This window comes from Arthrobacter arnarulunnguaqae, assembly GCF_051262515.1.
Classification (GTDB): Bacteria; Actinomycetota; Actinomycetes; order Actinomycetales; family Micrococcaceae; genus Arthrobacter_N.
Genome location: NZ_JBIMER010000006.1, coordinates 68,321 through 90,603 on the forward strand (window position 1 = coordinate 68,321; position 22,283 = coordinate 90,603).

Annotated in this window: 19 protein-coding genes; 7 read left to right on the forward strand and 12 right to left on the reverse strand. The window is 68.6% G+C overall.

The features are described from left to right. Positions 1–49 precede the first annotated feature (49 nt). Positions 50–640 carry a phosphoribosylglycinamide formyltransferase gene (gene purN, locus ACHAAJ_RS07715; protein ID WP_435727471.1) on the forward strand — a complete coding sequence of 197 codons (591 nt, stop codon included), beginning with the start codon at positions 50–52 and terminating at the stop codon, positions 638–640. 17 nt (positions 641–657) lie between these two features. Here the strand turns inward: purN and ACHAAJ_RS07720 are convergent, their stop codons facing one another. The 3 genes from ACHAAJ_RS07720 to ACHAAJ_RS07730 form a co-directional block, all read right to left on the reverse strand. Continuing rightward, the gene (locus tag ACHAAJ_RS07720) at positions 658–888 is read right to left on the reverse strand and encodes a hypothetical protein (RefSeq protein ID WP_435727473.1); all 231 of its coding nucleotides are present in this window, start codon (positions 886–888) and stop codon (positions 658–660) included. A gap of 9 nt (positions 889–897) precedes the next feature. Continuing rightward, positions 898–2,235, reverse strand: a complete 1,338-nt coding sequence (locus ACHAAJ_RS07725; RefSeq protein ID WP_435727475.1) for a S8 family serine peptidase — start codon at positions 2,233–2,235, stop codon at positions 898–900. A 100-nt stretch (positions 2,236–2,335) separates the two neighbouring features. Next, positions 2,336–3,682, reverse strand: a complete 1,347-nt coding sequence (locus tag ACHAAJ_RS07730; RefSeq protein WP_435727477.1) for an MFS transporter — start codon at positions 3,680–3,682, stop codon at positions 2,336–2,338. 197 nt (positions 3,683–3,879) lie between these two features. Between ACHAAJ_RS07730 and ACHAAJ_RS07735 the strand changes: the two genes are divergently transcribed. Beyond that, positions 3,880–5,166 carry an Nramp family divalent metal transporter gene (locus tag ACHAAJ_RS07735; protein ID WP_435727479.1) on the forward strand — a complete coding sequence of 429 codons (1,287 nt, stop codon included), beginning with the start codon at positions 3,880–3,882 and terminating at the stop codon, positions 5,164–5,166. Between the two features lie 174 nt (positions 5,167–5,340). Further along, complete coding sequence (locus ACHAAJ_RS07740; RefSeq protein ID WP_435727480.1) at positions 5,341–5,922, forward strand: DUF4303 domain-containing protein; 582 nt, start codon at positions 5,341–5,343, stop codon at positions 5,920–5,922. Positions 5,923–6,174: 252 nt separating this feature from the next. On the opposite strand, the gene ACHAAJ_RS07745 is transcribed toward ACHAAJ_RS07740, so the two are convergent. From ACHAAJ_RS07745 to ACHAAJ_RS07755, 3 genes are all read right to left on the reverse strand, one after another. Continuing rightward, the gene (locus tag ACHAAJ_RS07745) at positions 6,175–6,849 is read right to left on the reverse strand and encodes a haloacid dehalogenase type II (protein WP_435727481.1); all 675 of its coding nucleotides are present in this window, start codon (positions 6,847–6,849) and stop codon (positions 6,175–6,177) included. Positions 6,850–6,929: 80 nt separating this feature from the next. Further along, complete coding sequence (locus ACHAAJ_RS07750) at positions 6,930–7,646, reverse strand: anti-sigma factor family protein (RefSeq protein ID WP_435727482.1); 717 nt, start codon at positions 7,644–7,646, stop codon at positions 6,930–6,932. Next, positions 7,643–8,146, reverse strand: coding sequence for a sigma-70 family RNA polymerase sigma factor (locus ACHAAJ_RS07755; protein ID WP_435727606.1), 504 nt, complete (start codon positions 8,144–8,146; stop codon positions 7,643–7,645). The genes ACHAAJ_RS07750 and ACHAAJ_RS07755 overlap by 4 nt, the downstream gene beginning before the upstream one ends. A 224-nt stretch (positions 8,147–8,370) precedes the next feature. Here ACHAAJ_RS07755 and ACHAAJ_RS07760 point away from each other — a divergent pair, with 224 nt between their 5' ends. After that, complete coding sequence (locus tag ACHAAJ_RS07760) at positions 8,371–8,892, forward strand: COG4315 family predicted lipoprotein (RefSeq protein ID WP_435727484.1); 522 nt, start codon at positions 8,371–8,373, stop codon at positions 8,890–8,892. 116 nt (positions 8,893–9,008) lie between these two features. Next, complete coding sequence (gene purH, locus ACHAAJ_RS07765; RefSeq protein WP_435727486.1) at positions 9,009–10,682, forward strand: bifunctional phosphoribosylaminoimidazolecarboxamide formyltransferase/IMP cyclohydrolase; 1,674 nt, start codon at positions 9,009–9,011, stop codon at positions 10,680–10,682. On the opposite strand, the gene ACHAAJ_RS07770 is transcribed toward purH, so the two are convergent. Next, positions 10,654–11,643, reverse strand: coding sequence for an N-acetylglucosamine kinase (locus ACHAAJ_RS07770; protein ID WP_435727487.1), 990 nt, complete (start codon positions 11,641–11,643; stop codon positions 10,654–10,656). The genes purH and ACHAAJ_RS07770 overlap by 29 nt on opposite strands. A 169-nt stretch (positions 11,644–11,812) precedes the next feature. Between ACHAAJ_RS07770 and ACHAAJ_RS07775 the strand changes: the two genes are divergently transcribed. Both ACHAAJ_RS07775 and ACHAAJ_RS07780 read left to right on the forward strand, forming a co-directional pair. Beyond that, entirely contained in the window at positions 11,813–14,032 is a 2,220-nt protein-coding gene (locus ACHAAJ_RS07775) for an NADP-dependent isocitrate dehydrogenase (protein ID WP_435727489.1), read from the forward strand. Positions 14,033–14,196: 164 nt separating this feature from the next. Then, positions 14,197–15,153: a bile acid:sodium symporter family protein gene (locus ACHAAJ_RS07780; protein ID WP_435727491.1), complete on the forward strand. Its 957-nt coding sequence runs from the start codon at positions 14,197–14,199 to the stop codon at positions 15,151–15,153. 109 nt (positions 15,154–15,262) lie between these two features. On the opposite strand, the gene ACHAAJ_RS07785 is transcribed toward ACHAAJ_RS07780, so the two are convergent. The 5 genes from ACHAAJ_RS07785 to ACHAAJ_RS07805 form a co-directional block, all read right to left on the reverse strand. Beyond that, on the reverse strand, positions 15,263–16,369 hold the full coding sequence (locus ACHAAJ_RS07785) for a substrate-binding domain-containing protein (RefSeq protein WP_435727492.1): 1,107 nt from the start codon (positions 16,367–16,369) through the stop codon (positions 15,263–15,265). 39 nt (positions 16,370–16,408) lie between these two features. Beyond that, a complete protein-coding gene (gene mmsB / locus ACHAAJ_RS07790; RefSeq protein WP_435727493.1) occupies positions 16,409–17,695 on the reverse strand; it encodes a multiple monosaccharide ABC transporter permease in 1,287 nt (428 codons plus the stop codon). 34 nt (positions 17,696–17,729) lie between these two features. Beyond that, complete coding sequence (gene mmsA, locus ACHAAJ_RS07795) at positions 17,730–19,280, reverse strand: multiple monosaccharide ABC transporter ATP-binding protein (protein ID WP_435727494.1); 1,551 nt, start codon at positions 19,278–19,280, stop codon at positions 17,730–17,732. A 94-nt stretch (positions 19,281–19,374) separates the two neighbouring features. Continuing rightward, positions 19,375–20,565, reverse strand: a complete 1,191-nt coding sequence (locus ACHAAJ_RS07800) for an ROK family transcriptional regulator (RefSeq protein WP_435727496.1) — start codon at positions 20,563–20,565, stop codon at positions 19,375–19,377. Between the two features lie 224 nt (positions 20,566–20,789). After that, positions 20,790–22,259 carry a glutamate-cysteine ligase family protein gene (locus ACHAAJ_RS07805; RefSeq protein WP_435727497.1) on the reverse strand — a complete coding sequence of 490 codons (1,470 nt, stop codon included), beginning with the start codon at positions 22,257–22,259 and terminating at the stop codon, positions 20,790–20,792. Positions 22,260–22,283: the final 24 nt, after the last annotated feature.

The window sequence follows — 22,283 nt, forward strand, 5'->3', positions numbered from 1 at the left end:
GACGACGCGCGGGACGGAGGGCAACGGACCACCGCCTAAACTGGAGGGCATGCGCATTGTTGCCCTCGTATCCGGGACCGGCTCCAACCTCCAGACCGTCATCGACTCCGTCGCCTCCGGTGGCCTCGACGTGGAGATCGCGGCGGTCGGCGCCGACCGCCACGGCACGCGCGGCGTGGAACGCTCCGCCGCCGCCGGCATCGAGACGTTCGTGGTCAACTTCCGGGACTTCGGCGACCGCGGCGCCTGGAACCACGAACTGACCGCGAAGTGCCTGTCCTACGAGCCCGACTACGTGGTGTCCTCCGGCTTCATGCGCATCGTCGGCGAGGAGTTCATCGACGCGTTTGACGGCACCTACATCAACACGCACCCCGCCCTGCTGCCGAGCTTCCCCGGCGCGCACGGGGTCCGGGACGCGCTGGCCTACGGGGTGAAAGTCACCGGCTGCACCGTGCACATCGCCGACGCAGGGGTCGACACAGGCCCCATCCTGGCGCAGACCGCCGTCGAGGTGCTTCCCGAAGACACCGAGGAGACCCTGCACGAACGGATCAAGGTCGCCGAGCGAGCGCTGCTGATCCGGACGCTCGGCGAACTGTCCGCCCGGCACGGGGCGTCAACCCCGGCCCGCCCCTAGCGCGACCCACGGTGGTTCTACTGGATGTCGTCCTCCGGCGGTGCGATGGCGACCTCCAGCTGAACGTCGATGGACGCGACGCCCGCCACGGCGTCCAGCGCCGGCCGGCAGGCGTCGTCGGCCGTGCCGGAGACCATTCCGAGCGAGCCGAGGACGCGGTCGACCCGCATCCCGGCCCCGCTCAGGTGGGAGGCGACCTCCTCCACCCGGTCCGCGTGTTCCGAATCAACCGTCACGGTGATGCGCATCGGCCGGCCCTATCCCTGTCCGGGGAGCGGTTCGGCGACCCGTGCGCGCATGCCGCTGGTGTTCGGCAGGGAAGGATCCGCCGGGGGCGGGGCCTGGACGAGACCGGCGCCCACGTCGACGGACGCGGACTCCAGTCGCCGCGCCTCCTGCACGATCTCGGCCCACAGCTCCCGGCCCCGCAACCCGGTGGCCTCGGCGAGAAGGGCCGCCACGCCCGCCGCGTGCGGCGTGGCCATGGAGGTGCCGCTGATGCTCCGGTAGCGCTCCGGCATGGGCCAGGAGGAATGGATTTCGACGCCAGGTCCGGCGACGTCCACCTGCCCGCCGCGTCCGGGGAGCGTGCGCGCGGAGAAATCCGCCATCTCGAGTGTCCCGTCCAGGGCGCCGACGGCCATGATGTACGGGCTGTTCGCCGGAGCGCCGACAAAGCCGAAGTCCCCGACGGAGCGGTTGGCGTTGTTGCCGGCGGCCGCAATGATCAGCGTGCCCTTGGCCAGCGCGCGCTGGCCCGCCGCGACGTAGGGCGGGTGGATCTGGGCGACGTCGGCGCCCAGGGACATCGAGACGATCGCGCAGCCGTTGCCCACTGCCCAGTCGATGCCGGCGAGGATCGTGGCGTCCGTGCCGGATCCGGACGCGCCGAGCACCTTGCCCGAGTAGATGTCCGCCTCGTGGGCCACGCCGTAGCCGCGCGAGCCCTCGGGGGCGCGCGGACCGCAGGCACTGCCGATGCAGTGGGTCCCGTGGCCGTGGCCGTCCGTGGCATCCTCGCCGTCCACGAAGGATTTGGCGACGACGGTGCGGCCGGCGAAGTCCGGGTGCGACGTGTCGAACCCGGTGTCCAGGACCGCCACCCTGATGCCTTGGCCGGAGTAGGCCGACTCGGCGGCCAGGGTCGCCTGGAGGCCCCACGTGAAGGCGTCGTTGTCCTCGAAATTCGTGGGCACGGCCGTGGGCGAGTCGGGGGCTCCGGCGGCCGCCCGGCGGCCTCGGGTCCGGGTCCGGCCCCGGGATTCGGCGTGCGCCGGCGCCAGGACGTGGTGCATCAGCTCGGGGGAAACCGCCACGGGACGTTGCCGGCCGGCCGCGACGGAGCGCAGCATGCCCAGGCGCTCGGGATCGGCGGACACCACCGCGATGCCGAGTTCGGCGAAGTAGGTGTCGGTGCCGGCCGCGGCGACGCTTCCCTCCGCGGCCGTGGAGAAGTCGCGCGAATCGGCGACGTCGCCCAGCCCGCACTCCGAGAGCAGCGCCGGGGCGTCGAAGTCGTCGCCGTCGATGTCGAACACCACGATGAATCGACCCGTGGTGACTTCGTCGGTGAACGGTTGTTCCGCATTCAGCATGGTGGTCCTTCCAGTGACCGGGGGATGGGTGGCCCGCTGGCGCCAGTCTAGTCGCGGGGCCGGACGGATTACACGGAGGGGCGGACGCCTGTTGACCGGATCAGTGAAGCGCGACCGACCGCGTCTCCGGGGCGTTGAACGCCATCCACACGACGGCGAGCAGCACCAGCGCCCCCGCGACCAGGAAGGAGTTGGCGAGACCGAACACCGGCCAGACGATCGCGAACACCAGTGGGCCGAAGCCCGCGCCGAGCCGGCTGAACGTGGACGCCCACCCGAATCCGGAGCCGCGGAGCTCGGTGGGGTAGAGCTCGGAGACGTAGGCGTACAGCACGGGAATCGCAATCTGGACCACGAAGCCGAACACCAACAGCCAGACGACGGCGGTGCGCGGGGTGGACAGCGTCTGCGCCACCATCACCAGCACCAGCGCCGACAGCGGGGCGGACACGCCGAGCAGCCATTTGCGGCCGACCCGCTCCACCAGCAGGGCGGCGACGCCCACGCCGAGCAGCCCGACGGCGGCCATCCCGGCCGTGCTGAAGAAGGCCGCCACCTGGGCCATGCCCGCGTCGGCGAGGATCGACGGCATCCAGGTGAGGGCCAGGTAGTAGACGAGGAGAACGGTGAAGAAGAGGGTCCATGCGGTGAATGTGATCCGCCAGTCGAAGCGCCACACGCGCACGAGCTGTTCGCCCCAGGACCCGGCGGACAGGCCGGGGGTCTCGGCGGGCTCGGGCAGGCTGTACGGAACATGCGTTCCCCCGGTGCGGCGCACCAGGTCGTCGATGACAGCGCTCGCCTCCTTCTTCCTGCCCTGCCGTATCAGGTACAGGGGCGACTCCGGCACGCTGCGCCGGATCCAGAAAACCAGCAGCGCGGGCAGCACCATGACCACCAGGATCAGGCGCCAGTTCTCCGTGGTGGACTGGATGACCGCCGAGACGAAGAACGCCATGGCGGCGCCGATGGGCCACCACCCGTCCATGGCCGTGAGGATCCTGCCGCGCTGCCGACGGGGCGTGAACTCGCCGACCAGCGCGTAGTCCACGGGAATGCACCCGCCCAGCCCGAAGCCGGCGAGGAAGCGGAAGGCCGCGAACCACGTGAAGTCCGGCGCCAGCGCGCCGGCGACCGTGAAGATGGAGAAGATCAACAGCGTCCAGGTGAAGGCCGTCTTGCGGCCGACCCGGTCCGCGATGGTTCCCCAGACGAAGGCGCCCAGCGCCATGCCGATGAGGTTCGCGGTCCCCAGCCACGCCGCCGTCGTGCGTTCGAGGTCCCATTCCTCCATGACGAGGGGGATCAGCGCGCCGTTGAGCGTGACGTCCCAGGCGTCGAACATGAAGCCGAGCCCGCCGATCAGGAAGATCTTTCCCTGGACGCCCCAGCGCCACGGGAGGTTCTGGACGATGGACTCGCCCGAGGGCGAATTCTGTAACTTCATGGCCGTGGAAGACCCCCGAATCCGTGTAGTGGCCGGCCCGCCCGGTGGCGCCGCCGGCGTCGTCTGCCTGCTGACAGTATCCTCCATGGCGGCGCGCCGACCGCGCGTCCGCAGTCCCTGCGCAAGCTAACATGACTGACGGTCACTCAATGCCGACGCCGCCACGGCGGGCCGGTTCCACCAGAAAGGTTCGCCGCATGGCAGAGAACACCGCGAACGCCGACTCGGAAGAGCGCGCACGCAAACACAAATGGAAAGTCATCGGCCCGGGACTCGTGGTCGCCGCGACCGGCGTCGGCGCCGCGGACATGGTCGCCACGCTGGCCGCCGGTTCCCGCTACGGCTACATGCTGCTGTGGGCCGTGGTGCTCGGCGTGCTGCTGAAGATCGTCCTGGTCGAGGGGGCCGGACGCTTCACGCTGTCCACCGGCAAGACCATCTTCCAGGGCTGGCGGTCGCTGGGCCGCTGGCCGGTCTGGTACTTCGGGCCCTACATCCTGATCTGGGGCATCGTCTACGGCGCCTCGGCGATGTCCTCCACGGCGCTTCCGCTGGCGGCGCTTTTCCCTGCCGTTCCGCTGTGGGTCTTCGCGGTCGGCACCGGACTGCTGGGCTTCGCGATGGTGTGGCTTAACCGCTACTCCGTCTTCGAGAAGATCACCGCCGTGCTCGTCGGCCTCATGTTCGTGACGATCGTCGGGCTCGCCGTCATCGCCTCCCCGAACATCCCGGCGATGTTCGCCGGCCTCGTCCCGCGGCTGCCCGAGGGCGGCCTGCTCTACACGCTGGCGCTCGCCGGCGGAGTCGGCGGAACCATCACGCTGGCCGCCTACGGCTACTGGCTGCGGGAGAAGGGCTGGATCACCCCGGGCTGGATGAGGGTCATGCGCATCGACAACACGATGGCCTACGTCATGACCGCCATCTTCGTGATTTCGATGCTGATTGTCGGCGTCGAGGTGGTGCAGGTCGCCGGGATCACCATTTCCGCGGGCGACCGTGGCCTGCTCGACCTCACGGGCGTGCTGCAGGACAGGTACGGCGACGTCATCGGCGTCGGCTTCCTATGGGGCTTCTTCGCCGCGGCATTCTCCTCCCTGCTGGGCGTTTGGAACGGCGTTTCGCTGATGTTCGCCGACTTCTGGGCCAACCTGCGCGGCAAGGGATCGGACCACCCCGACGCGAAGATCAACGGAAAGTACTTCCGCTTCTACCTGCTGTGGCTGACGTTCCCGTCCATGCTGCTGCTGACCCTGGACCAGCCGATCGGCCTGGTCCTGGCCTACGGCGTGCTCGGCGCGCTGTTCATGCCGTTCCTGGCGATCACGCTGCTGCCGCTGCTGAACTCCGGAAAGTACGGTGTGCCGAAGAACTGGCGCAACCGGTGGCACACGAACACGGCACTGGTCATCACCGCCGTCCTGTTCATCACGCTGGGCGGCTACCAGCTGTTCACGTCGGTCCAGAAGGTCCTGGGCGGCTAGTCGCGCGGTGCCGCCGAGCGGCGGCTGCACCGAAGGGGGGAAGGCGCCGACCGATCGGTTCGGACGGCGCCTCCCCCCTTGACATTTCGCGGTCTCGGGGGAGTGGATGCGACACAGCCGCGGCTTTTGCGCGGGCCCTTAACGGGCCGCGTGTACCGGGAGTAGAGTCTGGTCATGGGAGTTGATTGGACGGCACTGGAAGAAGCAATCCGCAAGTCTGCACTGCGCCAGGCGCGCGAAGTGATCGATCACCACCCGGACCACGTGTTCTACGCGGTCGCGTTGGACGGGGTGTCCACGGAACCGGCGGACGCGATCGAACTTCCCGTTCTCGCGCTGAACTCCGAACAGGCACTGGAACGCGATCTTTCCCTGGCGCAGCACGATCAGGCGCCCGTGGTGGTTGACGGCGAAGACGACGACGATGTGGAGCCGGTGGAGGAGAGCTTCTACTCCACCAAGTGGAACCCGCCCGAGTGGCACTGGTGTTCCATGGAGCTCTTCGACGAGTCCGCCGCCAATCTCTGGAGCACCGCACTGACGCAGGTGGCGGAGAAACACGGATGGGAAGCGACGATCCGGCGCTACTACGAGATGCTGTGTTCGGTGACCGAGTCCCTGGGCCGCGAACTCGCGACCGGCAAGCACGCGGAACTCATCGCCTACGTCTCCGACGAGGACCACGCGGACAAGATCCTCCGCAGGTGCCTCACGCCCGAACAACTCCAGCGGCATTTCCCGGAACTCGCCGCGTGAGGCCCGAACCGGCCGCGTAAGCCGCCGGCGTCGCCGTCGTCTGGTCCGCGGCCATGCTCGGTGCCTAGGCCGGGTTCTGGCTGGGGTGGTCCGGCAGGAAAGCATCGGGGTGCGTCGGGACGGTCCCGGTGGCGCGGCCGGAGGCGCGGGGGCGTTTTCAGTGGATGCCGGCGACACCGTCCGGCTGGAGATTCCCCTCGACCTGGAGATTCCCCTCGACGCGCGGGCCGTGGTCCCGGGCCCGGGCGCGGGTCAGCGGCCCAACGCCTCCGCCAGCTCCGTCAGCGCCGCGACCGTGACGTCGGGGGCCTCGAAGTACGTGGGGTAGTCAGCGCCGGACCGGTTGATCCAGGCGGTGCGCAGGCCCGCCCGGGCCGCGCCGTGGATGTCCCAGGCATGGACGGCCACCAGCATCAGGTCCGCGGGCTCGGCGCCGGTCCGCGCCGCCGCGTACCCGTAGGACGCGGGCGCCGGTTTCCACACCGGCGCGTCCTCGACCGAGAGGAGCGCCTCGAACTCTTCGCGGACGCCGCCCGCGGTCAGCAGCTTCTCGGTGGTGGCAACCGAACCGTTGGTCAGCGTGACCAGCCGGTGGCCGGCGGACGCGAGCGAGCGGATTCCGTCCGGCACGTCCGGGTGCAGCGGCAGGCCGGCGATGGACCCCATGATGTGGTCGACGGCGCCGTCCAGGTCCGTGTCCGCGCCGCGGGCGACCAGGAGTCCGCGGAGGGAATCGGCACCGATCTGGGCGAAGGTGGTGTTGTCGCCGGTGGAGGTCAGCGCGAACCCGTCCCGCAGCAACGAGGCGAACCACACCTTGGCCAGTTCGGCCGGGGCTCCGACCTCGGCGAACCGGTCGCCCAGCGAGGACATGTCGGACAGCGTTTCGTTGACGTCGAAGACAATCACGGCGGGCACGGTGCTCATCGATCCTCCAGGGGTGGGGAGTGCGGCTTTTCGGAACCCTCCCAGTCTGCACGACGACGGGCGGGGACGTCCCGGCTTCGCTACAGTTCGCGCTGCCCCTCGGGCAGCGCCACAAGGGCCAGGACCCGGCCGTCGTCGTTCCGCACCTCGATCTCGGCGATCCGGCCGACCTGCAGCGGCACCGCGCCGACGATCGCGGACTTCCCCGTTTCCGTCGCCGACCAACTGCCGGCGCGTTCCTCCGCGCCGTCGTGGTCGACCACCCACAGCGACAGGGTTCCCCGCGTGGGAAGGCTGGTGGCCGTCAGCTCCAGCTCGGTGCCCCACGCCTTGCGCTCCAAGCCGATCTGGGCGCGGACGCCGTCGGCCGAATTCAGCGCGTAAGTGGGGCCCGGCTCCGGCGCCGGCGTGAACACCGGAGCAATAAGCGCCCCGAGTGCCACGCACGCGGCGGCAAGGACCACCGCGAAGCCAACACGACGGCGTCGTGCCCTGCGTCGCCGGGTGGACAGGCGGCCGAGGAGGACGGACACGGGGGGTTCCGCGGCAAGGGAGCCACCGGTATCGCCGACATACGGCGCGGGGGCTTCGGCGAGGGTGTGCGCGTCAGCCAGGGGAACGGCCGCCAGTAGGCGGGGCAGGCTGCGCGAGGACCGGAGTTCGGCGCGGCATTGCCCGCACCCGAGCAGGTGGGACTCGAACGCGGAACGCTCGGCATCGGACAGTCCGCCCAGGACGTAGGCGCCCAACTCCTGGTGTTCGCCGCGCCGGGAGCGGTTTTCGGCCGGGCCGCTCAATGTTCCACCCCCATCTCGTCCAACACCGAGCGCAGGGCCCGCACCGCGTAGTAGGCGCGGGATTTCACCGTACCCGCTGGAATGTTCAGCCGCTCGGCGGCCTCGGCGACCGTGTAGCGGTTGTAGTGCAGCGCCAGCACCACCTGGCGGTGTTCGCGGCTCAGGCGCAGGAGGGCCTCCTCCATCAGCACGCGGCCCAGGAGCTCGTCGATGCGCTCGGTGGTGTCCGGCATCGTTTCCGCCCTCTCCTGTCCCAGATCCGCCCGGGGTCGAGCGGAGGCCCTGCGGTGGTTGTCGATCATGACGTTCCGCGCCGTGCGGAAAAGGTAGCTGCGCAGGCTGCCGGTGATGTGCGGGGCCGCCTGCCACACCTTGAGCACCGTCTCCTGCACCACGTCCTCGGCCGACGACGGATCGTGGGACGCGCGCAGGACGAACCTCCTCAGTGCCTCGCCGTGGTCCCGGTAGATCCCGGCAACCAGATCCTCGTCCAAGGGCACGCCGGCTCCCTGCCCGTCTCTCTTGCGATCCACTTCCACCCCCTAGGACGTGCGCGCGGCGCAAAAGGTTCAGGCCGCCCCCGGTCGTGCCCGGCCCCCGACCGAAGTCGTCGCACCCGCATTGAACCAATCCTGCACCGAACGCGTCCTAGATGGCAGGGGTCCGAGGCAACGGAAAAACCGCCGGCTAGCCACTATGGCCCGTATAGGGAAGGAACCCAACCATGTATGCAGACAAGAACAGGTACGCGCTGACACTCGCGGGAGCCGTGCTCGCCGCCATGGCCTTGGCAGGCTGCGGCGGAACGTCGACCGATGCGCCCGAAGCCCCCGCGAGCTCCGTGCCCGCGGAGTCGTCCGCCGCCTCGGAGTCGCCCTCCGAGGATGCCGCGGCGTCGGTGGACCTGATGGTCGCCGACTCGGAGGAGGGCGAGATCGTCGTCGACGGCGAGGGCATGTCGCTCTACTACTTCACCAAGGACACCAAGGACTCGGACACCAGCGCCTGCACGGGCGACTGCCTGGTTGCCTGGCCCATCGCGGTCGCCTCGAGCGATACGCCGATGGTGGAGGGCGTCACCGGAACGGTGGGAACCATCGAGAGCCCGGACGGGGAGTTGCACATGACCCTCAACGGCATGCCCCTGTACTACTTCGAAAAGGACAAGGCGCCCGGCGACATCCTCGGACAGGGTGTCGGCGAGGTCTGGTACCTGGCCGCTCCGGACGGAGAAATGATCAAGTAGGCCACCCGGGGCGGACGGTGCGGGAGCCGTGGGGCGCGTCACGTGGGCGGTGCGCCCGCGCGGCGGGCCGGTAGACTGGCCGCGATCCCCACCCGCCCCGTCCCTGGGAGAGCCTTGTGAGCAAAACCGTCCTCGACCGCGTGCCCATCCGTCGTGCCCTGATCTCCGTCTACGACAAGTCCGGGCTGGAGGAGCTGGCCCGAGGCCTGCACGACGCCGGGGTGCGGATCGTTTCCACCGGGTCCACGGCCCAGCGCATCGCCGCCGCCGGAATCCCCGTGCAGGGCGTCGAGGAAGTCACCGGTTCCCCCGAAATGCTGGACGGGCGCGTCAAGACGCTGCACCCGCGCGTGCATGGCGGAATCCTCGCGGACCGCCGCGTGCCGGAGCACGTCCAGACGCTGGCCGACATGGACATCGAGCCCTTCGACCTCGTGGTGGTCAACCTCTACCCGTTCGTCGAGACCGTGCGCTCGGGCGCGGGACAGGACGACGTCGTAGAACAGATCGACATCGGCGGGCCGGCGATGGTGCGCTCCGCCGCGAAGAACCACGCCGCGGTCTCCATCGTGGTCGACCCGGGCAGCTACGGCGACGTCGTCGCGGCGGCGGCCGGCGGAGGTTTCGACCTGAAGACCAGGCGCCGCCTGGCGGCGAAGGCCTTCGCCCACACCGCCTCCTACGACACCGCGGTCGCGACGTGGACCGCCGGCGAGTTCCTCGACGAGGACGGCGACGGGACCATCGACTGGCCCGCCTACTCCGGCGTCGCCCTCGAGCGATCCGAGGTGCTGCGGTACGGCGAGAACCCCCACCAGCAGGCCGCGCTCTACGTGGACAAGGCCGCCCCGGCGGGCATCGCGCAGGCGGACCAGCTCCACGGCAAGGCCATGAGCTACAACAACTACGTCGACGCCGACGCCGCCCTGCGCGCGGCCTTCGACTTCGAGCTGCCGGCGGTCGCGATCATCAAGCACGCCAACCCGTGCGGCGTCGCCGTCGGCTCGGCGGACGCGGCAGACCCCATCGCCGACGCGCACGCCAAGGCGCACGCCTGCGACCCGCTCTCCGCCTTCGGCGGCGTCATCGCCGCGAACCGGACGGTGACCCGCGCGATGGCCGAGACCGTCAGGGACATCTTCACGGAGGTCGTGATCGCACCGGCCTTCGAGCGGGAGGCCGTGGAGATTCTCTCCAAGAAGAAGAACATCCGGCTGCTCGCCCTCCCGGAGGGCTACGGCCGTTATCCGACCGAGCTCCGGCAGGTCTCCGGCGGCATGCTGGTCCAGGTTTCCGACAAGGTCGACGCCGTAGGCGACGCCCCCGCGACATGGACCCTGGCCGCCGGCGAGGCGGCCGACGAGGCAACCTTGGCGGACCTCGCCTTCGCCTGGCGGGCCGTCCGCGCCGCCAAGTCCAACGCGATCCTGCTCGCCGCGAACGGCGCGGCGGTCGGGATCGGCATGGGACAGGTCAACCGCGTGGATTCCTGCAAGCTGGCCGTAGAGCGCGCCAACTCGCTGGGCGTTTCGGTGGCCTCGGATGTCGACGCGGCCGGCGGTGCCTCCGGCGCGGCGGACGCGGCTGGTTCGGCCGAGCGCGCACGCGGCGCCGTCGCGGCGTCGGACGCGTTCTTCCCGTTCGCCGACGGGCTGCGGATCCTGCTCGACGCCGGCGTCAAGGCCGTCGTTCAGCCCGGCGGGTCGGTCCGCGACGACGAGGTCATCGCCGCCGCGAACGCCGCCGGCGTCACGATGTACTTCACCGGCGCGCGGCACTTCTTCCACTAGCGGCACCGGTGGATTCCGCGATCTGAACATGCTGGCCCAGGGCGCTGTCCTGGGCCAGCGTCGTCAGCAGCGCCGCGCCGTCGAGCCCCGTTCCGAGCGGTTCGCGCAGTTCGACTCCCGGCCACTGTTGCCGGAGGCGGTCCAGGAACGGTCCGCGGATCTCGCCGGCGCCGAAGACGCGACCCAGGCAGCAGACCACGGGATCCGGGCGGGCGTCCTCGCCGACGCGGCGCAGGCCGGTCGCCGTGGAGTGCGCCAGTTCGGCCGCGGCGCGCGCGCAGATGTCCGCGGCCACCGCGTCCGTCGCCGCCAGCGCGGTGACCCGCGGGGCGTAGGAGGCGATGCGGCGCACGCGGTGCGGATCGGTCTGCAGCTCCACGTAGGCGTGTTCGACATTCGGGAAGTCCTCCGCGAGGACCGCGGTCAGCGCGGTGGCCGGGCCGCGGCCGTCGTGGGCGCGCATCACGGTGCGGAATGCCTCGATGCCCAGCCAGTAACCGCTTCCCGCGTCGCCCATGAGGTAGCCCCAGCCATCCACGCGCGCGACGCTGGCCGCGCCGACTGCCAACGTGACGACGCCGGTCCCGCTGGCGATCACCGCACCCGGATGGTCGCCGAGGGCGCCCAGATACGACGTCACGGAGTCGTGGGCGACGAGGACGCGACCGACGCCCAGGCCGGAACAGGCGTCCAGGAGGCGTTGCGCCTCGCCCCCGGCGTCGGTCAGCCCGGAGGTCCCGACGGCGACGGCCGCGAACGTGCCGCCCGTGGCCATGCCCACCCGTTCGACGACGGAGCGCAGCTGCGGCGCCAGCGGCCGGTCCGTCCGGATGCCGGGAAAATCGTGCGGGCTCTCGCGCGAGCCGATCGCGTGGGCCTGGGCGCGGATGCCGGTCTGGCCGGCGTCGATGGCCAGCACCTTATCGGGCATGGGGATCGTCTGCTTTGGTGGGTGGTTCATGGTTCCAACAATAGGACTCCGCCGCCCGCGGAACACGCGCCGGATCCGCCGAAGATGAAGGGGGCGGGACCCCGGAAAACCTATGGGAGGGCGTCCTTCCGGTAAGTTTGTCCTGTTGAGTCCACACCGGATGTGAAGTTACCGCAGACCTTTCAGGGAGCCGCTACCCATGGCCAAGATTATTTACACCCACACCGATGAGGCGCCGATGCTGGCGACGTATTCGTTCCTGCCGATCGTCGAGGCCTTCGCCTCGACCGCCGGCGTGGAAGTGGAAACCCGCGACATCTCGCTGGCTGGCCGCATCATCGCCGTCTTCGGCGACTTCCTCACCGAGGAACAGCGCACCGGGGACGCGCTGGCCGAGCTGGGCCAGCTCGCCAAGAGCCCCGACGCCAACATCATCAAGCTGCCGAACATCAGTGCGTCCATCCCGCAGCTGAAGGCCGCCATCACGGAGCTCCAGGGCCACGGCTACGCGCTGCCGGACTACCCGGACAACCCGTCCTCCGACGAGGAGACGGACATCCGCGCCCGCTACGACAAGATCAAGGGCTCGGCCGTGAACCCCGTGCTGCGCGAGGGCAACTCCGATCGCCGCGCGCCGCTGTCCGTCAAGAACTACGCCCGGAAGAACCCGCACACGATGGGTGCCTGGACCGCCGAGTCCAGGACCAACGTGGCCACCATGGGAGCCGACGACTTCCGCTCCAACGAGAAGTCGGTGGTCATCCCCGCGGACGACACGCTCTCCATCCGGATCGTCCGCGAGGACGGCACGGTCAAGGTCCTGAAGAAGGCCCTTCCGGTGCTGGCCGACGAGGTCATCGACGGCACGGTCATGCGCGCCGCCGCCCTCGACACGTTCCTGTCCGCGCAGGTCGCCCGCGCCAAGGAGGAGGGCATCCTTTTCTCGGCGCACCTCAAGGCCACCATGATGAAGGTCTCCGACCCGATCATCTTCGGCCACGTGGTGAAGGCCTACTTCTCGGAGCTGTTCGAGCAGTACGGCGACAACCTGGCCGCCGCGGGCATCAGCCCGAACAACGGGCTCGCCGCGATCCTCGGAGGGCTCGAGGAGCTTCCGGAGGACGTCCGCGAAGGCGTCCAGGCGGCGATCGCGAAGGGGCTCGAGGAGGGACCCGCGCTGGCCATGGTGGACTCCGACAAGGGCATCACCAGCCTGCACGTCCCCTCCGATATCATCGTCGACGCGTCCATGCCCGCCATGATCCGTTCCTCCGGCCACATGTGGGGACCGGACGGCCAGGAGGCCGACACGCTCGCGGTGCTGCCGGACAGCTCCTACGCCGGCATCTACCAGGTGGTCCTGGACGACTGCCGCGCCAACGGCGCCTACGACCCCACCACCATGGGAACCGTCCCGAACGTCGGCCTCATGGCCCAGGCCGCCGAGGAATACGGCAGCCACGACAAGACCTTCGAGATCCAGTCCGCCGGCACCGTCCAGGTCCTGGATTCCAAGGGCGCCGTGCTGATCGAGCACCAGGTGGCACCGGGCGACATCTGGCGCGCGTGCCAGACCAAGGACGTGCCGGTCCGCGACTGGGTCAAGCTGGCCGTCACCCGCGCCCGCGCCTCCGCGACCCCGGCCGTCTTCTGGCTGGACGAGACCCGCGCGCACGATGCGCAGCTCATCAAGAAGGTCGGCGAGTACCTCGAGGAGCACGACACCGAGGGCCTGCAGATCGAGATCATGAGCCCGGTCGATGCCACGGCGTTCACCCTGGAGCGCCTGCGCAAGGGGGAAGACACCATCTCGGTCTCCGGCAACGTGCTGCGCGACTACCTCACGGACCTCTTCCCGATCCTCGAGCTCGGCACCAGCGCCAAGATGCTTTCCGTGGTGCCGCTGATCAACGGCGGCGGACTCTTCGAGACCGGCGCCGGCGGCTCCGCCCCGAAACACGTGCAGCAGCTGGTGAAGGAGAACCACCTGCGTTGGGACAGCCTCGGCGAGTTCCTGGCGCTGGCCGTCAGCTTCGAGCACCTGGCCACGAGCACGGGCAACCAGCGCGCGCAGGTCCTGGCGGACACGCTGGACCGCGCCACCGGAACGTTCCTGCTGGAGAACAAGTCTCCGAAGCGCAAGGTCGGCGAGCTCGACAACCGCGGCAGCCACTTCTACCTCGCCCAGTACTGGGCCAAAGAGCTGGCCGCGCAGACCGAGGACGCCGAGCTGGCACAGGCGTTCGCCGCCGTGGCCGAAGCGCTCACCGCCAACGAGGAGGCCATCGTCGGCGAGCTCAGCGCCGTCCAGGGGGCCCCGCTGGAGCTCGGCGGCTACTACCGTCCGGACATCGCCAAGGTGGAGGCGGCGATGCGTCCCTCCAAGACGCTGAACTCGGTCGTCTCGACCCTCGGCTAGCCCCGGGCGGCACGGCACACCATACGACGGCGGCGCGTCGCCCCACCTCGGACCGGCATCCGGGGACAGGGGCGGCGCGCCGCCGTCGTGCGGGGGTTTGCCGGTGTCTCAGGCGGGACGTCACAATTCACCCGCCCCACACCGGGTTTGGCAAGGTATCCACCATGTCGACCACCCAAACAACCATCACCCCCAGCGAAGCCGAGGAACGCAGCGCGCGCCTGGCCGTGACGCTGTTCCCGCTGCTGATCCTCGCCGGCGGCGCGCTGGCCCTGTTCCTTCCCACGCCGTTCACCGGATGGTCCGCGTTCATCACGCCGGGGCTCATGGTCATTATGTTCGGCATGGGGCTCACACTGACCTTGCCGGACTTCGCGCTGGTCGCCAAGCGACCGCTTCCGGTCCTGCTCGGCGTCGCCGCCCAGTACGTCATCATGCCGCTGCTCGGCCTGGGCATCTCGGTCCTGCTGCAGCTTCCGCCGGCACTCGCGGCGGGCGTCATCCTCGTCGGTTGCGCTCCCGGCGGGACGGCCTCCAACGTCGTCGCGTACCTGGCCAAGGGCGACGTCGCCCTGTCCGTGACCATGACCAGCGTGTCCACGCTGATCGCGCCCCTGCTCACCCCGCTGCTGACCCTGTGGCTGGCCGGCCAGTACATGCCGGTCGACGCAGGTTCCATGGCTTTGAGCATCGTGCAGATTGTCCTGATCCCGGTGGTTCTGGGACTGGTGGCGCGCTCGCTGATCCCGGCGGTGGTAACCAGGGTCCTTCCGGCGCTTCCCTGGGTTTCGGTCCTGGCGATCACGTTCGTGGTCATGGCCGTCGTGGCCGGCAGCGCCGCAGCCATCTTCAGCGCCGGGCTGCTGATCCTGCTCGCCGTTGTCCTCCACAACGGGAGCGGCTACCTGATCGGCTACGGCGTGGCGAAGGCGTTCAAGCTGCCGGTCCCGTCCCGCCGCACCATGGCGGTCGAGGTCGGCATGCAGAACTCCGGTCTCGCCGCGGGACTGGCCAAGCAGTTCTTCACGCCCGAGGCGGCCCTGCCCGGCGCCGTGTTCTCCGTCTGGCACAACGTGTCCGGCGCGGTCATGGCGGCGATCTGGCGCCGCAGGTCCCGCTAACCGCCCCCGACGCACCGCCGCGGAAACGCCGGCGGCCGGCCACCGAGGGGGAGTTCCCCTTCGATGGCCGGCCGCCGGCGTTTAGTTGTTCGGTTGCTCTTGGGACCGGCTACTTCGTGATGGGGCCCAGCACCGGATCGTCGATGTAGGCCTCCTTGACGTTTTCCTCGGTCACGATGACGGGATCGAGGAGGTACGCCGGGACGACCTTCACGCCGTTGTCGTAGCTCTCCTCGTCGTTGACCTCCGGCGCCGTGCCGGACTGCAGGTCCTGGGCCATCGTGATGGCGTGCTCGACGAGCTTGCGGGTGTCCTTGTTGATGGTCGAGTACTGCTCGCCGGCCATGATCGACTTGACCGACTCCACCTCCGAGTCCTGGCCGGTCACGATGGGCGTGTCCTTGCCGGCGGCCTTGACGGAGGTCAGGGCGGCGCGGGCCAGCGTGTCGTTGGGGGAAAGGATGCCGTGGAGCTCGTCGGAGGAGTAGCTTCCGGTGAGGAGCGTGTCCATGCGCTTCTGGGCGTTCTCGGCCTTCCAGCCCTGGGTGACTGCCTGCTCGAACGACGTCTGTCCCGACGAGACGACCAGTGTCCCGTCGTCGATCTTCGGCTGGAGCACCGACATGGCGCCGTCGAAGAAGACCTTCGCGTTGGCGTCGTCCGGGGAACCGGCCAGCAGCTCGATGTTGTACGGGCTCTCGCCCTTCTTCTCGGCGAGGCCGTCCAACAGGGCCTGTCCCTGGAGCTCGCCGACCTTGAAGTTGTCGTAGGCCACGTAGTAGTCGACGTCGGGGCTGTTCAGCAACAGCCGGTCGTAGGCGATGACGGTCGCGCCGGACTCCTTGGCCGCCTTGAGCTGGGTGCCCAGCTGCGCGCCGTCGATCGCGCCGACGATGATGACCTTCGCGCCGTTGGTGATCATGGCGCTGATCTGGTTCTGCTGCTCCGATACGCCGCCGTTGGCGAACTGGACATCGGGTTCGAACCCGGCGTCCGTCAGGCCCTCGTTGAACAGGCTTTCCGCGAGGACCCAGTTTTCGCTGGTCTTCTGCGGAAGGGCGACGCCGATGGTCGATCCGGCCTCGAAGCCGGCGACGGCCGACTCGCCGTCCTCGCCGGTGGTGGCCGTTGTTTCCGCCCGGCCGCAGCCGGTCAGTGCGAGTGCCGCGATGGCGGCCACGGCGGCCGCCTTGCGTGCTTGTCCGAAGATGTGCATGGTTTTTCGCTTTCTGATGGTGTGGATTGCTGTGGGGAATTAGGCTTGGTGGGTGATGACGTCCTTGGTGGGCGTCGATTCGTCGGGTTGGTTCTCCCGGGCGCCGTTGGGCTTGCCGGTGTTTCCGAACGAGCGCATGAGCAGACCGGTGATGGATGGCTTGCCCTGCGACTTGTTGTAGATGTCGAAGGCGACGGCGGCCAGCAGCACGAGGCCCTTGATGATCTGTGTGGCGTCGGCTCCGATGCCCATGAGCTGGAGGCCGTTGTTCAGGACCGCCATCACGAGCCCGCCGATGATGGAGCCCACCACGGTGCCCACTCCGCCGGAGACGGCGGCTCCGCCGATGAAGACGGCCGCGATGGCATCCAGTTCCCAGCCCACGCCGTCGAACGGTCCGGAGGCCGTCGAACGGCCGACGAAGATCATGCCCGCCAGCCCGGCGAGGATGGACATGTTCATCATGACCAGGAAGTTGACCCGCCGGGAGCGGACGCCGGAGAGCTCGGCCGCGTGGCGGTTGCCGCCGACCGCGTAGACGTGGCGGCCGATGACGGTGCGGGAGGAGACGAAGCCGTAGATGAGGACCAGCACGGCCAGGATGATTCCGGGGATCGGGAACGAGGTTCCGGGACGGCCGGTGGCGAACAGGTACGTCGCGTAGAGAATGGCGCCGCTGATGAGCGTGAGCTTCGTGGCGGTCACCCACATCTCGGGTACCTCAGCGCCGAGCGACTTCGCCTTCGACCGGCCGCGGACGGCTGCGCCGACGACGAAGGCGACGGCGGCCAGGCCCAGCAGGAGCGTCAGGTTGTTGTAGCCGGTGATGGGCCCGACCTCCGGCAGGTAGCCGGAGCCGATCTTTTGGAAGTCGGCGGGAACCGGGATGGTGTTGGACTTCCCCACGAACTGGTTCAGTCCCCTGAAGAGCAGCATGCCGGCCAGCGTGACGATGAACGCGGGTATTCCGATGTAAGCGGTAAAGAAGCCCTGCCAGACGCCGATCAGCGCGCCGAGCGCGAGCCCGAGCAGGATCCCCATGTACCAGGGGATGCCCCAGTCGCGCATGGCCAACGCCACCGCGACCCCGACGAACGCGGCCACCGATCCCACGGAGAGGTCGATGTGCCCGGCGATGATCACCAGCACCATGCCGATCGCGAGGATCAGCACATAGGAGTTGCCGTTGAAGAGGTTGATGACGTTGCCGGGCGTCAGGGTCCGGCCGTCGGTGCGCCATTGGAAGAAGAGAATCAGTGCCACGAGGGCGAAGATCATGCCGAATTGCCGGCTGTTGCCGCCAAAGAGCTTCTTGATCGCGTTCATTGTTTCCGTCCTAGTGTCTGAAGTGTCGTGCTCGTCATGCGGATTTGCGGGCGGTGGTCATCAGCCGCATCAGGGATTCCTGATCGGCCTCGTCCTTGTTCAGGACGCCGGTGATGGCGCCTTCGAAGATCGTGTAGATGCGGTCGGAGAGGCCCAGCAGCTCGGGCAGCTCCGAGGAGATCACGATGACGCCCTTGCCCTGGCTGGCCAGCTGCTGGATGATGCCGTAGATCTCGTACTTGGCGCCGACGTCGATGCCGCGCGTGGGCTCGTCCAGGATCAGTAGCTCGGGGTCGGTGAACATCCACTTCGCCAGGACCACCTTCTGCTGGTTGCCCCCCGAGAGCTTCGCGACGCCTTCCTCCACGGTGGGGGCCTTGATGCGCAGCGACTTCCGGTAGCGCTCGGCGGTGTCGAACTCGGCGTGGTCGTCCACGACGCTGAGTCGGCTGATCTTCTTGAGGTTCGCCGACACCACCGTGCTTTTGATGTCGTCCAGAAGGTTCACTCCGAGCGTCTTGCGGTCCTCGGTCACATAGCCGAGGCCGGCATTGATCGCCTGCGTCACGTTCTTGAGCTGCAGTTCCTTGCCGTTCATGATCAGCTGACCGGACTGGAAGCGCCCGTAGGAGCGTCCGAACACCGAGCGCGCCAATTCGGTCCGGCCGGCGCCCATCAACCCGGCGAACCCGACGATCTCGCCGCGCCTGACGAAGAAGTTGGAGTTCTTGCAGACCATGCGGTCCTGCACCTGGGGATGTCCGACGTTCCAGTTCCGCACTTCGAAGAACGTTTCGCCTGCGCTCGGTTCGTGGTCGGGGAAGCGCGACTCGAGCGTCCTGCCCACCATGCCCTTGATGATGCGGTCCTCGTCGACGCCGTCGGCCTTGACGTTCAGCGTCTCGATGGACCGCCCGTCGCGGATGATGGTGATCGAGTCAGCGATCTGTTCGATCTCGTTGAGCTTGTGGGAAATGATGATGGACGTGATCCCGCGGCCCTTGAGGCCCAGGATCAGGTCCAGCAGGTGCTGGGAATCGGACTCGTTGAGCGCGGCGGTCGGCTCGTCGAGGATGAGGAGTTTCACGGACTTGTTCAGCGCCTTGGCGATCTCGACCAGCTGCTGCTTGCCCACGCCGATCTCCTTGATCGGCGTGTCCGGGTTTTCCCGAAGCCCGACGCGCGCAAGGAGCTCCGTGGACCGTGTTCGGGCCTCGGCCCAGTCGATCATCCCGAACCGGGTGGGTTCGTTGCCGAGGAAGATGTTCTCCATGATGGACAGTTCGGGGATGAGCGCCAGCTCTTGGTGGATGATCACGATGCCCGCCTGTTCGGAAGCCCGGATGTCCTTGAACTGTTGCGTCTGGGACTGGTAGTGGATGTCCCCGGTGTAGGTTCCATACGGATAGACGCCGGAGAGGACCTTCATCAGCGTGGACTTGCCCGCGCCGTTTTCGCCGCAGATGGCGTGGACCTCGGCGGACTTGACTCTCAGGCTCACCGAATCGAGGGCCTTCACCCCGGGAAACTCCTTGGTGATCGAGCGCATCTCCAAGATGACTGGGACGTTCTGCTGGTTCTTCATTCGCCTGGCTGCCTTCGCTTTGGAGTGACGGGGTGGTGGATCCGGTGGTGGCTGTCCGGAAGGGGCGCGCGGAGTCCGCGTACGGCGCCGGCCGTCACGATTCCCCGCTTCTGGCGTGTTGGAAGACCAGCGCTGCGGCGCCGAGGGCCTCGGCGCGGTCACCCAGCGACGACATGGCCACACGCGTGTTTTCGCCGACGACCGGCACCGCGTGCCGCAGCAGGCCGCGGCGAACCGGCTCCAGAAGCAGTTCGCCGAGTTCCGCCAGCGGTCCACCCACGACGATGACCTCGGGATTGAGGAGGTTCGCGACGTTGCCCAGCGCGCGGCCGACGGCGGCACCCGCGTCCTCGAGCACGCGCAGCGTTGCGGAGTCGCCCTCGAGGGCGTTGCGGACGATGTCGGCCGCCGTGCCGGGGGCGTCCCCGCCGCGACCCAGCAGCTCGATCATGGTGGTCGTCGAGGCGACCGTTTCCAGGCAACCGCGGTTGCCGCAGCGGCACACCTGCCCGTGCTCGTCGATGGTGGCGTGCCCGAGTTCGCCCGTGATGCCGACGTGCCCGTAGAACGGCAGGCCGTTGAGGATCAGGCCCGCGCCGACGCCGGAGCCGATCTTCAGGAACACCAGGTTCTTGACCTGCCCGTGTTCGCCCCATGTCACCTCGGCCAACGCGCCCAGATTGGCGTCGTTGTCGACGAATACCGGCATGCGCAGGGCGTGCTCGAGCCTTTCGAGGATGTTGATGCCGACCCATTCCGGCAGGATGGCTCCCTGGGCCACGGTGCCGGTGCGCCGGTCGATCGGTCCGGGGATGCCGACCCCGGCGCCGACGACGGCGGAACGGTCCACCTTTGCCTCGTCGATCAGGCGCGATACGAGGGCCGTGGCGGCCTCGATGCCGTCCTCGGCCTGGTGCCCCAGGGGGAGGGCGACGGATTCCTCGGCGATGACCCGATGTCCCAGCGAGGCCAGGACCACGCGGAGGTGTCGTCGGCCGAAGTCCACGCCGACGGCGACGGTTCCCTTGCCGGAGAGTCGGACATTGAGCGCGCGCCGTCCGGAGCTGGTGGTTGGCTCCGTGGAGACCATTCCGTCGTCGACCATGGTCTTGACGATGTTGGACACGGTGGCGCTCGAGAGGCCGGTGCTTCGGGACAGTTCGGCTTGTGTGGACGGGCCGCCGAGCAGGCACTCGATGACGAGCTGCTGGTTGCGGTGGCGCAATGCCGACTGGGAGCCGGGATTGCTCCGGCGGGCCGCTGTGGTCGGCGTTGACGAAGGCATGACATGTAGCCTGCATCACATTCGGCATTGAAGTCAAGAAGTAAGGGCAAAACTCGGCAAATTCGTTATCTGCGTTCGTAGGGTTTTCCCAAAGTCTGGTGGCGTCCACATCCGCCGACGGTTGCAGGCCCGTGCGTAGGACGCAGCTTCATGCGCGGTCCTGCGGGGCATGCATGAACCTGCCGGGGGGGTCCGGGGAAGGGGCGGGTGTTGCGCCAGGCGCCCTAGGGGAGGGGCCACTCGTGGACCGCGCCGGAATGGTGCATGTGCTCCCAGTACAGTCGAGTCATTTCCTGGAGTGCCTTGCGGCGGTCCAAGCCGTGTTGTTCCAATCTCCGCAGGGCTCCGACCTGCCAAGCGGCGCCGTTCTGCTCCGACCGGGCCCGCTCGCGCAATACTTCGAGGTAGCGGTTCGCGACCGGCTGGTCCACGGCCAGTTCGTCGAGCCCCTCGGCGGCCAGCGGCAGAAGGTGGCGGACGATCAGTTCCGTGACGGGTATGTCGCCGAGGCCGGGCCAGTACACGGTGGCGTCCAGCCCCTGCCGGGCACAGGCCAAGAAGTTGTCCGAGGCCGTCGAGAATGCCATCCGGGACCACAGTGGCCTATCCGCCGTCCGCAGCTTCCGGACCAGGCCGAAGAAGAAGGCCGCGTTGGCTACGGTGTCGATCACCGTGGGTCCGCCGGGCAGCAGCCGGTTCTCGAGCCGCAGGTTGGGCACGTCGTCGCCCGGATCGTAGATGGGGCGGTTCCAGCGGTAGACCGTGCCGTTGTGCAGACGCAGCTCGTGCAACTGCGGGGCCCCCGCGATGGTCGTCTCGGCCCGCCGGCGGGCAACCTCCGGAAGCAGCGCGGGGAAGTAGCGGACGTTCTCCTCGAACAGGTCGAAAATCGACGTGATCCAGCGCTCGCCGAACCAGACCCGGGGCCGCACCCCCTGGTTCCGCATTTCGGGCGGCCGCGTGTCGATGGCCTGCTTGAAGACCTCGATCCGCGATTCCTGCCACAGTAGCTTCTCCATGAACACGGGCGAGTTGGCTGCCAGCGCCACCTGCGGTCCCGCGATGACTTGGGCCGCGTTCCACACGGGGGCGAATTCCGCGGGGGAGACCTGGAGGTGCAGCTGGACGGACGTGCAGGCGGCCTCCGGCGCGATGTTCGCGGCGTAGAAGCGCAGCCGCTCCTCCCCGAGGATGTCTATGAGGACGTCTTCGCCGCGCGCGGCCAGGACGGAGTGGTTCAGGGCGGCGTACCGTTTTCCGGCGCTCATCCACGCCTTGTCGCGGACCAGGTTCTCGCGCAGGGTCGGCAGGATGCCGATCATCAGGATTCCGGCGCCAGCGTTCTCGGCGCGCCTGTCGGCGCGGTTCAACTGGGCGCGGAGGCTCTCTTCGAGTTCGCGCAGGCCGTGTCCGGCGACGGAGAGCGCCGGGTGGTTGAGCTCGATGTTGAACGCGCCGATTTCCGTCTGGAACGCCGGGTCCGCGATCTGTTCCAGCACGGCGGCATTGCTCAGGGCCGGCGTGAAGTCGTCGTTGGCCAGGTTCAGCTCGAGCTCCAGGCCGATGGTCGCCGTGTCGGCGAAGCGGCAGTTGGAGAGGAGCCCCTCGAACGTCTCCAGGTTCTGCATGAGGCGTTCGCGGTAACGGGTCCGCTGCTCGCGGCTGAATGTCTTGGCGCTGACCTCGGCTCCCATGGCTTGAGCGTACTGGCGAACGAA

Excerpts from the sequence above, each read along its gene's own strand:
- ACHAAJ_RS07740 (WP_435727480.1), top strand. The coding sequence starts at position 5,341 with ATGGGAGTTGATTGGACGGCACTGGAAGAAGCAATCCGCAAGTCTGCA.
- ACHAAJ_RS07735 (WP_435727479.1), top strand. The coding sequence starts at position 3,880 with ATGGCAGAGAACACCGCGAACGCCGACTCGGAAGAGCGCGCACGCAAA.
- ACHAAJ_RS07730 (WP_435727477.1), bottom strand. The coding sequence starts at position 3,682 with ATGAAGTTACAGAATTCGCCCTCGGGCGAGTCCATCGTCCAGAACCTC.
- purN (WP_435727471.1), top strand. The coding sequence starts at position 50 with ATGCGCATTGTTGCCCTCGTATCCGGGACCGGCTCCAACCTCCAGACC.
- ACHAAJ_RS07725 (WP_435727475.1), bottom strand. The coding sequence starts at position 2,235 with ATGCTGAATGCGGAACAACCGTTCACCGACGAAGTCACCACGGGTCGA.
- ACHAAJ_RS07720 (WP_435727473.1), bottom strand. The coding sequence starts at position 888 with ATGCGCATCACCGTGACGGTTGATTCGGAACACGCGGACCGGGTGGAG.
- mmsA (WP_435727494.1), bottom strand. The coding sequence starts at position 19,280 with ATGAAGAACCAGCAGAACGTCCCAGTCATCTTGGAGATGCGCTCGATC.
- mmsB (WP_435727493.1), bottom strand. The coding sequence starts at position 17,695 with ATGAACGCGATCAAGAAGCTCTTTGGCGGCAACAGCCGGCAATTCGGC.
- ACHAAJ_RS07745 (WP_435727481.1), bottom strand. The coding sequence starts at position 6,849 with ATGAGCACCGTGCCCGCCGTGATTGTCTTCGACGTCAACGAAACGCTG.
- ACHAAJ_RS07770 (WP_435727487.1), bottom strand. The coding sequence starts at position 11,643 with ATGAACCACCCACCAAAGCAGACGATCCCCATGCCCGATAAGGTGCTG.
- ACHAAJ_RS07800 (WP_435727496.1), bottom strand. The coding sequence starts at position 20,565 with ATGCCTTCGTCAACGCCGACCACAGCGGCCCGCCGGAGCAATCCCGGC.
- ACHAAJ_RS07805 (WP_435727497.1), bottom strand. The coding sequence starts at position 22,259 with ATGGGAGCCGAGGTCAGCGCCAAGACATTCAGCCGCGAGCAGCGGACC.
- ACHAAJ_RS07785 (WP_435727492.1), bottom strand. The coding sequence starts at position 16,369 with ATGCACATCTTCGGACAAGCACGCAAGGCGGCCGCCGTGGCCGCCATC.
- ACHAAJ_RS07760 (WP_435727484.1), top strand. The coding sequence starts at position 8,371 with ATGTATGCAGACAAGAACAGGTACGCGCTGACACTCGCGGGAGCCGTG.
- ACHAAJ_RS07775 (WP_435727489.1), top strand. The coding sequence starts at position 11,813 with ATGGCCAAGATTATTTACACCCACACCGATGAGGCGCCGATGCTGGCG.
- ACHAAJ_RS07780 (WP_435727491.1), top strand. The coding sequence starts at position 14,197 with ATGTCGACCACCCAAACAACCATCACCCCCAGCGAAGCCGAGGAACGC.